Genomic DNA, 11,963 nt, shown 5'->3' on the forward strand with positions numbered 1-11,963 from the left:
GGTTTGAGGCTTTCATAATACATAGTGCTTTAGCTCTGCTTTTTTAGTTTTTTTATAGCTCGCATGTTTAATGCAGAAGCTTAATCTAGTAAAGATTGATAAAGGCTAAGCCAAGTATCTGTGGTTTTTTGCCAGCTAAAGTCGTACTTCATGCCATTGATTTGGCGCTGACGCCAAGCTTGGCTGTGGTTAAAGCAATCCATCGCCCTATGAAGTGTGTCTATTAAGCTTTGTGTATCCGCTCTTTCAAAGACAAATCCATTGGCTGCATCGCCAGTCTCAAATACTGTATCTGCTAACCCGCCTGTCTTTCTTACCAAAGGTAAGGTGCCGTACTTAAGGGCGTATAACTGAGTAAGTCCACAAGGTTCAAAACGAGATGGAATTAATAAGCAATCCACACCCGCTTGTAGTTTATGTGAGTAGGCTTCGTCATACCCAATACGCACTGCAACCTGCTCTGGATAATCCTTTTCAAGCTGTAAAAAGGCTTGCTCTAAATTAGGGTCTCCAGAACCTAATAGAATTAAACGTGCACCATTTTTGATCACAGAAGGTATGGCTTCGAGTACTAGATCGAGACCCTTTTGTTCTGTTAAGCGGCTGACAACCCCAAAAATAGGCTTGCTGAGGTCAGGTGATAAACCGTTTTCGATCAACAATGCCTTTTTGTTTTCATCCTTTAAATCGAGATTATTAATGTCATATTTCTGTGCAATATTGTTATCAATCTCAGGCGACCACTCATTGTAGTCAACGCCATTTAAGATGCCGTGTAGCTTGTGCTGGTGGGCTCTTAATGTGCCGTCAAGGCCATCACCATATTCTGGTGTGAGTATCTCGTTGGCATAGGTGGGGCTGACTGTGGTGATAGCGTCACTGTAGACCAGCGCGGCTTTAAGGGTTGAGAACTGGCCGTAGAACTCTAGACCATGTAGGTCGAGAAGTTCGTTTGAAAGACGCACATCTGGGTATAAAGACATAGGGAAACTGCCATTGTACCTAAGGTTATGAACTGTGCTGACAATGGGAATATGTTGGGTTTTCCAACTTTTAAGATAAGCGGCTGCTAGGCCTGTTTGCCAATCATTAAGGTGAAGTATGTCGGCTTGCCAGCCTAAAAGATTGCCTTGGCTGGCTAGTAATGCGGTGACCCAAGAGAAAACAGCAAAGCGAATATGATTATCGGCATAGTCTTTGCTGTATTGATCTAGGTAGGGGCTACCGCTGCGTTCAAATAGGCTTTGGCATTGTACTAGCCAAATGGGCGTATCGCTTGCCGGAATAAGGGTTTCTAACAATATGATGTCGCCAATGCCAAAGGGGTCACCCAGATTGGTTTTTGCTTGTACTGGCGCCAGTTTCTCTAATATGCCTTGGTAAGCTGGCATGATAAGGCGGACATCTTGTCCTGCTTGTCTTAGTGATACTGGTAATGCACCAGCAACATCTGCAAGGCCGCCCGTTTTGATTAGTGGGTGAATTTCAGAAGCTGCAAAGAGTACTTTCATCATAGAGAGTCTTATTTAGTAAGTGGAGTTGAGGGCCGTTATATAAAATACGATATTAAGATGATTAAGTTAATACGCAATTAAAACATTGGGTTAATATAAATTATTGTATTGGGATAAGGTAAGGAGTGAAGGGGGGTTACTCAGTAATGAGTAGACGAACTAACTTATCACATCAAAGTAGGGATGATTGCATTACTTGATTGAATTGATCGACAGAAAATGAATAGATAAAGTTAAATAATAAAAAGGTGGAATATGGATTTAAATACCGCACGCATGAAAACCTTAGCGCTTGTTCTTGCAGGAGGACGAGGCTCTAGACTAAAAGATTTAACTGATTACCGTTCGAAACCTGCTGTACCTATTGCGGGAAAGTATAAGATTATTGATTTTCCTCTCTCCAACTGTATCAACTCCGGCATTCGTAAGATGGCCGTGTTAACTCAATACCGCTCACATACGCTTAATCAGCATGTGCAAAGGGGCTGGAACTTTTTACGTTCAGATTTTAATGAATTTATTGAACTTTGGCCGGCGCAGCAACAAACCGGCGAAGACTGGTATCGCGGTACCGCGGATGCTGTGTATCAGAACTTGAAAATGATTAAAGGGCTAGATAGCGAATATGTGCTGATTTTGGCGGGTGATCATGTGTATAAGCAGGATTACAGTAAGATGCTTAAGGATCATATCGATTCTAAAGCGGATGTCTCTGTTGCTTGTATTGAAGTGCCTGTAAGTGAAGCTGATCAGTTTGGTGTGATGCATATAGATGATGAAGACAACATCATTGCCTTTGAGGAAAAGCCTGCTAACCCACCAACTATGCCAGGTAAGCCTGATGTGTCTTTAGCTAGCATGGGTATCTATATTTTTAATACCAAGTTTATGATCGAGAAGTTAGAGCTGGATGCCAGTGATACCAACTCAAGCCATGACTTTGGTAAGGATTTGATCCCCCTCTTTATTGATTCATGCAAGATAAAGGCGCATCACTTTAGCCACAGTAGTATCCCAAACCCAAGCTACCCTGATAGTGCTTATTGGCGTGATGTCGGGACTTTGACTGCCTATTGGGAGTCAAATATGGATTTAACCAAGTTGGTACCAGAGTTAGATTTATATGATGATTCTTGGCCTATCCGTACTGCTCACTATCAAAGACCGGCTGCCAAGTTTAACTATAACTATGAAGAGCGTATTGGTACTGCGTTGAATTCTGTGGTGTCAGCTGGCTGTATCGTTTCGGGTGCAACAGTAGATAAGTGCATTTTATTTAACAATGTTAGGGTGAATTCATATTCGACAGTGAGCCGTTCTGTGGTTTTACCTAACTGTGATATTGGCCGTCACTGCCGTCTTAATAAAGTTGTTTTAGATTCTGAATGTAAACTGCCAGAAGGTACTATTATTGGAGAGGATGCTGAAGAAGATAGCCGTCGTTTTTATCGAAATGAAGATGGTATTACTTTAGTTACCCAAGCTATGATAGAAAAACTGAAGGCCGAATCTTAACTTAGCGTCTGTTTAGGCCTTTTGATAAAAGACTAAAAAAAACGACAATTTACTTGTCGTTTTTTTGTGCCTGTAATGTGTGTTGACTCTCTAATAGATGCTTTTGAAATTGCTCTACGGGGTAACTTTGGTAGCTTGATAGCCCATATCTTCAAGATAGGATTGCACACTCTGTGGACCACTTAGATGTAGTGCTCCCACCATAACAAAGTAGCTGCCACCTTGTTCAAGATAGCCTTGAATCCTCTCCGCCATTTTCTGGTTTCTCTTATATAAAAGGTGTGACATGAGAGGCGCTATATTCGGTTGTTCAATAAGGTCTAGCTGGCTGTACTCATATAAACCATCGGCATCAGCACTTTGCCAATAATTTGCCATTTCTGTGAGTTGCTCTTGGCCTTTATCAAGCTGGGAAAGGGCTAATGATATTGCTGCGGTTTGAGCAGTAAGCTCTGCACCGTTAATGGCATTGATTTGTTCTTGTAAGGTTTCTAGCTCTAAGATGTTTTTACCTTGTTGATTTGCACGTTTGAGAAAAAGCATATCGACACCCAAATCAGCTTGGAAATCTGTCTGGGAGAATTGAAAACTGCTTAGGGCCTCGATAATGAGCCAAGGTCTGAGCCTAAGCAAGGTGTCTATATTCATGCCTTTTCGCTCTGCAAAAGGCTTTAACGCTTCTATCTCTTGTTGGCTAAAAGCTGACTCAATGGACTCGTCATGATTCAGCCAAGTAAATTGTGAAATCTGCTCTTGTGCCTTTTCTGGACTTAAATCTAGGATATTGTATTCGACGGCAAGTTGATCAACTGAGTCAAAGGCTTGGATGTAGGCTGGGGCCAATGGGTAAAAGTCTGAATTTAAGGCATGGATAGAACCAGCTAAATAAAGCTGGGTTTTATCGGTTTTGATTTGCCACATAAATGGTGCTTTAAGGGTTTGATTTGCTGATGAATAACTATAAGATGCTTGGAAAAAGAGTAAAAAGATAAGCGCAGTTTTAAACCGAATAAAGTGATGAATCATAATTTTATCTAACAAAAGTTTGGTGTTGGTTGATTTCGTTATCCCCGCAAGCTGTGGATAACCCTATTAGTGTCTTTGTGATAACTTACGCTAGCCCAATAAATACGGGCACTCTGGTGGGTATGTTCAAATCTTCTTCAGTGTTGAGCGCCAGCATAGATTTTTTTAAAAATTGTACGCTTTTTCATCATTTAAAAACGCTTAAATGTTCTTTATCCGTCTTCAAATTATATTAGGTAGGTGTGTGCATGTTTACAGGTATTGTTCAGGGTATGGCTCAGGTTGAAAGCTGTCAAGAGATGGGCACAAATAAGCGTTTGGTGATCCAGTTTCCAGAGAACTCAATGGATAAGCAGCAACTGGGTGCCAGTGTCGCGATAAACGGTGTATGTCTGACTGTATCTGAAGTGGATAATGACAAAGTCAGTTTTGATGTGATTGATACTACACTTGCGTTAACAAATTTAGGCGCGATTAATGCCTCCGACAAAGTGAACTTTGAACGTGCCGCTAAAATGGGTGATGAAGTGGGCGGGCATGTTATGTCCGGTCATATCATGTGTGCCATTGAGGTAATGCAGGTGCGTACTCAAGATGACAGCTACCGTATCCGTTTTGTTGTTAAAAAGCAGGCTGGTTTGAGTGACGACAGCGCCACAGTTGATGCCATGAGATACCTATTTGATAAAGGTTATGTAGGCTTAAATGGCTCTAGCTTGACGATTTGTGATATTGGTGAAGACTGGATTGAGATCTCTCTTATTCCTGAAACCTTAAGACTCACTACTTTTGGTTTATTAGAAGTAGGCGATAGAGTTAACCTTGAGATCGACAGTCATACTCAAGCAACTGTTGATACAGTTGAACGTATTCTGCAGCAAAAAGGCATTAGTTTATAAGCCTGTAAAAAACTTTTTGGTGTCTCTCCCTTGTCTGCTTGGATAAGGGGGGCTTTCTATTTCTCTCAACTTTTCTTTGGTGGGATTAAAGTTTAAGCCTAACGTTCACTTTCTTATCATGTTTTAGAGGTCAAAATGGACGAAACATCGTCATTAGTAAAAGATAGTCTGAAGTTTTTTATACATCATTTAGGCCCTATTTCTCGTATTATCTTACCCTGTATTATTCCTCTTAATCTGCTTTATGCCTTGGCGGGTGTTTATAGTGAAGACCCAAATCAACTTTTTTGGTTTTCGACTATTATTGGGATGGTGGTTTACCCGCTTTATCAAGGGGCGTTAATTGCTTATATGGCATCTGTGATTTCGGGTGAGTCTTTGACACGAGGACAATGTTATGGCGTTGGTGTCATGTATTGGCGACCACTCTTTTTGCTGTCAGTGATAATTAGTTTAGCGTTCATGGGTGGGCTCTTTCTGTTTGTTTTTCCTGGGCTCTATATTATGGCGCGTTTGGCATTTTCTGAGTTTTATTGTGTGCTCAATAAGCAATCACCTTTTTCTTCATTAGAAGCAAGCTGGCACGCCACTAAGGATAAGGTGTGGGGTATTCTACTCGGTGGCGCTATTTTATTTCTGATTACTTGGTTACCAACTTGGCTAATCGAAAATTTCTTTTCTTTAATTGGTTTAGAACATGTCTTAATAACTTTTGTATTAAGTATTGTTGAATCTGTGTTGTGGGTAACCCTAAGTGTGTTCGCTTATCGAGTATTTTGCTCAGCTAATATTGTGAATAAATAGCTATCTGGATAATAAATGCGCAAAATAAAGTGCATAAGCCGGATAGCTATCCACAGGTAACTCAATAAAGAAGAGAGCTTCTTGTATATTAGGTTTCATTTTTGATGTGATGATTCTGTTAGGGTGACGCCTTTTATTTTTTAAAGGCTCGCCTGAATGAAGGCTCAGAACGGTATCCAAGGCTTTCAATAAAATCTAAATTAACCCTCTCTCCGTTTTGTATACGTAATTCTGCTAAATTCATTCTCCATGACGTTAAGTAACCGATTGGTGCTATCCCCACTTATTCGGTAAAACGTAATGAAAAAGCGGTTCTCGACATGCCGACAGCTTTTCCTAATGTTGCTATTGTCCAAGGCTTTTCTGGAGAGTGATGCAGGTAATAAAGAGCTTTGCCAATTTTAGGGTCTTGAAGTGCTTTAAGCCAAGGGTCGTGATGCTCTGCTGAGGTTTTTATCCATTGTCTGATGGATTGGATTATAAGTATGTCTATGAGCCAAGTGATAATAGACTCTCCACCAAGAAAATTACTTTCTGCTTCTTGAAATATTAATTCGACAACTCCTTCTATCATACTATTAAAGAGGCTTTGCTCTTTATTTATATGGATAACATTAGGCATTTCGTTTAATAGCATAGACCCGGAAGGGTGGCTGATTTTGACTACGCCGCAAAGTATAATAGTTTTATTTGTATTCTGGTCACCTAGCTCAAGTGTTTCATACAAGTCGCTTATCTTTTTTATCGGTAAAGCATCTAATTCAACAGCGGTAGCAGTATCTGAGGATGAAACTTTATGTCCATGGGCTTTAGGAAAAAAGACAACATCACCGGCTTCAAGTTTTAGTTGATTTCTTCTAATTTTTACGTCGCATGAGCCTGTTACGACTACATGAAATATGCTCGCATCAGGATATTCAGGAATATTAATCGCCCAATCATGCTCCCCTAAAGCTGATCGACTGTAGTAGATGCTTTCTAATTTTAGGTAATGGAGTATTTCATTATATTGCTCTGTTTTCATGCTAGTTAAATTAATGAACGATCTGAGATAATTCAAGTGCTATCTGAGATTCATCATTTGACATTATGGACGCAAACTAGGTTAACGCTTTTTACTTGAGTCTAGATTGCTTAAAGAGCATACCTAGCCTGAATGTAAATTGAGTGATTTTTAACTTTAGGAGTATTCTCATGACTTTGAATAAAACAAAATTCTATCTATTTTTTGCTGGTATAACTTTATTGACTGTTGGGTCCTATATAGGATTTGTTCCAGTGGATTACTTAAGGCATTTTTTTACACATGATGACTTTAGTCTCGATAGCTTGAGTGAAATTAGAGGAATGGGTGGTTCTCTATTTTTAGTAGGGGCTTTTGTCTTTTTTGGAGCCTTTAGACAAGCGCTTGAGTCAGCATCTTTAATCTTAGCATGTCTCATTTTTTGTGCTTTTTCTTTATTTCGCACACTCGGCATCGCCATAGATGGTATGCCAAGTGAAGGCATCTTATTTGCGTTATCTATAGAGGCCTTTTTTGCTATTCTGGCCATAATTTTATTAAAAGCAAATCGTAATCCAAGGCAAGCCTCAACTTAACGTTTAATTGTTAGATTAATTTATAGATACTTAAAAGCAAGTTAATAGCTTGATCTTAGATTAGCTTTATATTCTTTAACTGTTATGCCATACCAGACTTTAAAGGCTGAATAAAAACTACTAATTTCTTTGTAACCAAGCCGCTCACTAATGTCTGTTGTAGTTAAATTGTTTAGATCTAGAAGCTCTTTTGATCTCTTCTTTCTGACCATATTGATAAGTTCTTTAAAATGAGTGTTTTCTTTTTTTAATCTTCTATAGAGTGTTTGACGACTGATTGATAGCTTAATACAAACGTATTCAATATTAGCTTTGTTTTCAGATAATAAGTTTTCGATGATTTTTAATATGAACTCTTTATTAATGACTTGTTTTTTTTCAAAGTCTTTTATGTAATCAGCCTTTCTTTCAATTATGCTTTTTTCTATTAATTGTTTGATGTTTGGGTTGTGGTTTGAAAGTTTTTTATCTAATGCACTGGATTCAATTTTTATCATATTGAATTTTTTTGAAAACTTTATATTTTTACCAAAGGTTTGTCTTAATAAATCATTGAAAGGTGGTGCAATAAAGTCGAAAGTGACAGTATTGAGCTCAATGTTAGAGTTTGATGATTTTCTGGCCCAATGAATTACATTACTCATGCTCTTGATTATGGCTGAATTTGGATAGCCTTTGCTTTTATTTAATGAGAAATAGATATAAGTGTAATTTCTGTCATAGCTTAAAGTGCATTTAAGAGAAGGGTTTATCCAGTCTATATATTTTGTATAACTCTCAAGAGCCTCTGACAATGTTCCGCATTGAGAAGCTAGGCTTGTAACTAAGCAGCGTGTAGTTGTTGGAATATACTCACCCAATAAGGCTGCATAATTAGTCATGTTAGAGTTTTCTTCTAAATTCTTCCAAAGATTGATTAGAATACTTTCGCTTACTCTTTTTTCAGGGTTTAGGAAAAAATTTTTATCAAGTTGTATTTTTCTAGGGTTGATTATTGAAAGTGAGGTGATTGATTCAATTAAATTGAAAACTGTAGTTGACGATATGGTGTCTTTATAATTGAGCATGTTAGTCCATGTTTTTAATTTAAAAATTGATATTGAAACCAAGTATTGTTTCTTGATTACGAAATAATATTGGTGTTTTGATTAATTGATATATTATTTAGAAAATCTATTTTGTTTTTTGAAAAGGCTCTTCATGTTGCTTACTATTCTTCTTTTAAGTGTTTTAAAGAGAAATAACTTGTTGATTTTAGGTGAACTTGCTTTTACTTGATTGTAGAACTAATGCTGCAATCAATGAGTCACCATATATGGTGATTTTGAATGAAAAGTTGAGTGTTATTTATCTAAGAGTCGGCTTTGTTATTTTGTATTATTACTTTGAATAATTGATAGACTTCATATTTTTAATATGTATTAAATGAGGGAGGCTAGATTTGTCTGTCATAGTAGGTTGAAGACGTAAATTGCTCTACGTTAACTTTTTGTTCCTGTTATGGTTGGCTTCTTCATATGTAGTCCTAGTCCTAGCGTGACTAGCTGGTTTTGCTCAAGCTCTTATCGTTAGGGCTTGGGTTATCCTACCTTGTTGTATCACTTGGTTTCCTTTCTCTTTGCGATCAAATTTTCCTCTAATTTTTCTAGTCTCTTGTTAAGCCGTGGTTTTTTACTTTAAGGATGTAAAAGCTAGGAAATTAAAGGCCTTAGAAGCTGCAAATAAAATGGAGTCCTGGGGCTAAATTGGGTAGAATGCTTCAAAATTCTATCCGGAGAAGGTGTCGATAAGTTTTTTAAGCTTGTCACTGATTTGTATTAAATGACTTATCAACACCTGCTCTTTGTGTGTCGCTTTATTAAGTGTGAGAAATAAGTGTCTTCTAAACAGTTAAAACATATACGTAACTTTTCTATTATCGCCCATATCGACCATGGTAAATCTACGCTTGCTGACCGTTTTATTCAAAACTGTGGTGGCTTGAGTGAACGAGAAATGGAAGCTCAAGTACTTGATTCCATGGATATTGAACGTGAGCGTGGTATCACGATCAAATCACAAAGTGTGACCTTGGATTACAAGGCGCAAGATGGTGAAACCTATCAGTTAAACTTTATCGATACGCCTGGACACGTTGATTTCTCTTATGAGGTGTCTCGTTCTTTAGCTGCCTGTGAAGGGGCTTTGTTAGTCGTTGATGCTGCTCAAGGTGTAGAAGCTCAATCTGTTGCTAACTGTTATACAGCGCTAGAGCAAGGCCTAGAAGTAATGCCTGTACTGAACAAAATTGATTTGCCACAGGCTGAACCTGAGCGTGTGTGTGATGAAATCGAAGATATCATTGGGATTGATGCCCATGGTTCTGTTACCTGTTCAGCGAAAACAGGCATGGGTGTTAATGACGTGCTTGAGCGCCTGATAGGTGAAGTGCCACCACCAGAAGGTGATGTTGATGGCCCTCTACAAGCACTAATTATTGATTCTTGGTTTGATAACTATCTAGGTGTTGTTTCTTTGGTACGTGTTAAAGAAGGTACCATTAAGAAAAAAGATAAGATTGTGATCAAGTCTACAGGCCAATCTTACCCAGTGGACATGGTGGGTATCTTTACTCCTAAACGTACTGAAACCGGCATTTTGCGTGCAGGTGAAGTCGGCTATGTTGTCTCTGGTATTAAAGACATTCACGGTGCCCCTGTGGGTGATACCATTACACATTTGGCAACGAAAGATATCCCTCAGCTTGATGGTTTTAAGAAGGTAAAACCTCAGGTTTATGCAGGTCTTTTCCCTGTAAGCTCTGATGATTATGAAGATTTTCGTGAAGCTTTGAACAAGCTTACTCTGAATGATGCTTCTTTGTTCTTCGAGCCAGAAACATCTGACGCCCTAGGGTTTGGTTTCCGCTGTGGTTTCTTAGGTATGCTGCACATGGAAATTATTCAAGAGCGTCTTGAACGTGAATACGACATGGATCTGATTACTACAGCGCCAACCGTAGTGTTTGAAGTCGAGCTTAACAATGGTGAGGTTATCATGATAGATAGCCCATCTAAGATGCCTGATCCAGGTAATATCCGCGAAATGCGTGAACCTATGGTTGAAGCGAATATTTTAGTGCCGCAAGAATACCTAGGTAACGTGATTACCTTATGTGTTGAAAAACGTGGTATTCAGAAAGATATGCTTTATGTGGGTAATCAAGTTTCTTTGAACTACGAACTGCCTATGAATGAAGTCGTTTTGGACTTCTTTGACCGACTTAAGTCATGTAGTCGTGGTTTTGCTTCCCTAGATTTCAGTTTTAGTCATTATAGTGCGGCACCTTTAGTGCGTCTTGATGTCCTTATTAATGGCGACCGTGTCGATGCGCTTGCGCTTATCATGCATAAGGATAATGTCTTGTATAAAGGCCGTATTCTGTGTGAAAAAATGAAAGAGTTGATTCCTCGTCAAATGTTTGATGTGGCAATTCAGGCGGCATTAGGCGCTAAAGTAATTTCTCGTACGACAGTAAAAGCCTTACGTAAAAACGTAACGGCGAAATGTTACGGTGGTGATGTGAGTCGTAAGAAGAAACTTCTACAGAAGCAGAAAGAAGGTAAAAAGCGTATGAAGCAGGTAGGTAATGTTGAAGTACCTCAATCTGCATTCTTAGCTGTTTTAAAAGTGGATAGCTAAAAGATACTTAAAAACAGCGAGCTAATTGCTAACTAAAAAATGAAATAGACCCTGTTCAGCCAATGAATGGGGTTTATATTAAGGACAATTTATGGCGTTTGATTTTGAGATTATCCTAGCGGCAGCCTTTGTTTTGACTGCTGTTGTTTGGGTATACGATAGAGTTGCCTTTTATCCAAAGCGTGTTGCTGCGCTAAACGATTTATCTCCAGAAGCATGCTCTGCAATACCAAAAGAAGTGAAAGACAGTATGGCGGGTACTCCTAAGTGGGTAACTGAAATTAAGTCTTATTTTGTCATTGTTGCTGTGATTTTTGGTTTACGCTCTTTTGTTGTAGAGCCTTTCCAAATTCCATCAGGTTCAATGTTACCGACGCTAGAAGTGGGTGACTTTATCTTGGTGAATAAGTTTGATTACGGGATACGTTTACCAGTTACTAATACTCAGCTTATAGCAACGACTGAGCCAAAACGTGGTGATGTGATTGTTTTTAAATACCCGAAAGATCCAAGTGTTAACTATATTAAACGTTTAATTGGTTTGCCAGGTGATACGATTAGCTATCATGATAAGCGCTTGACCATTAATGGTAAGCTGATAGGTGAAGAATTTCAGGCTGATTTACCACCTTCTGAAAAGAATCAAGGTATTCCTGTTACTCAGTTTAAAGAAGACTTATTGGGTGTTGAACACGAAATTTATAAAACAATGCGTGCAATTAACCTAAAGGGTGATTGGGTTGTACCTGAAGGGCATTACTTTGCTGTTGGGGACAATCGTGATAATAGTTCTGATAGCCGTGTTTGGGGCTTTGTACCAGAAGAGTATATGAAGGGCCGTGCCTTTTATATTTGGATGCATTGGAATAAATTCTTAAGCGTACCTAATTTTAAAAATAATGGTTCGATTGAATAGTAGTTTGGA

Annotated in this window: 10 protein-coding genes; 6 read left to right on the forward strand and 4 right to left on the reverse strand. The window is 38.6% G+C overall.

Annotation, left to right across the window (positions count from 1 at the left end):
* Positions 1 to 80 precede the first annotated feature (80 nt).
* Positions 81 to 1,514, reverse strand: coding sequence for a glycogen synthase GlgA (gene glgA, locus TW85_RS18235; protein WP_084616422.1), 1,434 nt, complete (start codon positions 1,512 to 1,514; stop codon positions 81 to 83).
* 255 nt (positions 1,515 to 1,769) lie between these two features.
* Between glgA and glgC the strand changes: the two genes are divergently transcribed.
* Positions 1,770 to 3,029: a glucose-1-phosphate adenylyltransferase gene (glgC, locus tag TW85_RS18240; protein ID WP_046018557.1), complete on the forward strand. Its 1,260-nt coding sequence runs from the start codon at positions 1,770 to 1,772 to the stop codon at positions 3,027 to 3,029.
* A gap of 114 nt (positions 3,030 to 3,143) precedes the next feature.
* Here the strand turns inward: glgC and TW85_RS18245 are convergent, their stop codons facing one another.
* Positions 3,144 to 4,055, reverse strand: a complete 912-nt coding sequence (locus TW85_RS18245) for a TraB/GumN family protein (protein WP_046018558.1) — start codon at positions 4,053 to 4,055, stop codon at positions 3,144 to 3,146.
* Between the two features lie 248 nt (positions 4,056 to 4,303).
* On the opposite strand from TW85_RS18245, the gene TW85_RS18250 reads away from it, so the two are divergent.
* Both TW85_RS18250 and TW85_RS18255 read left to right on the forward strand, forming a co-directional pair.
* Positions 4,304 to 4,954: a riboflavin synthase gene (locus TW85_RS18250; protein WP_046018559.1), complete on the forward strand. Its 651-nt coding sequence runs from the start codon at positions 4,304 to 4,306 to the stop codon at positions 4,952 to 4,954.
* Between the two features lie 135 nt (positions 4,955 to 5,089).
* Positions 5,090 to 5,758, forward strand: a complete 669-nt coding sequence (locus TW85_RS18255; protein ID WP_046018560.1) for a hypothetical protein — start codon at positions 5,090 to 5,092, stop codon at positions 5,756 to 5,758.
* A 283-nt stretch (positions 5,759 to 6,041) separates the two neighbouring features.
* On the opposite strand, the gene TW85_RS18265 is transcribed toward TW85_RS18255, so the two are convergent.
* Complete coding sequence (locus TW85_RS18265) at positions 6,042 to 6,782, reverse strand: cupin domain-containing protein (protein ID WP_046018562.1); 741 nt, start codon at positions 6,780 to 6,782, stop codon at positions 6,042 to 6,044.
* 170 nt (positions 6,783 to 6,952) lie between these two features.
* Between TW85_RS18265 and TW85_RS18270 the strand changes: the two genes are divergently transcribed.
* Entirely contained in the window at positions 6,953 to 7,357 is a 405-nt protein-coding gene (locus TW85_RS18270; protein ID WP_046018563.1) for a DUF4345 domain-containing protein, read from the forward strand.
* A 41-nt stretch (positions 7,358 to 7,398) separates the two neighbouring features.
* Here TW85_RS18270 and TW85_RS18275 read toward each other — a convergent pair whose 3' ends face one another.
* On the reverse strand, positions 7,399 to 8,466 hold the full coding sequence (locus TW85_RS18275) for an AraC family transcriptional regulator (protein WP_157196981.1): 1,068 nt from the start codon (positions 8,464 to 8,466) through the stop codon (positions 7,399 to 7,401).
* Positions 8,467 to 9,232: 766 nt separating this feature from the next.
* Here TW85_RS18275 and lepA point away from each other — a divergent pair.
* Together lepA and lepB are read left to right on the forward strand one after the other, a co-directional pair.
* Positions 9,233 to 11,038 carry a translation elongation factor 4 gene (gene lepA, locus TW85_RS18280; protein WP_046018565.1) on the forward strand — a complete coding sequence of 602 codons (1,806 nt, stop codon included), beginning with the start codon at positions 9,233 to 9,235 and terminating at the stop codon, positions 11,036 to 11,038.
* Positions 11,039 to 11,129: 91 nt separating this feature from the next.
* Entirely contained in the window at positions 11,130 to 11,954 is an 825-nt protein-coding gene (lepB, locus tag TW85_RS18285) for a signal peptidase I (RefSeq protein WP_046018566.1), read from the forward strand.
* Positions 11,955 to 11,963 lie beyond the last annotated feature (9 nt).

The sequence above is a fragment of the Marinomonas sp. S3726 genome (genome assembly GCF_000967665.1).
In the GTDB taxonomy this organism is placed as follows: domain Bacteria; phylum Pseudomonadota; class Gammaproteobacteria; order Pseudomonadales; family Marinomonadaceae; genus Marinomonas.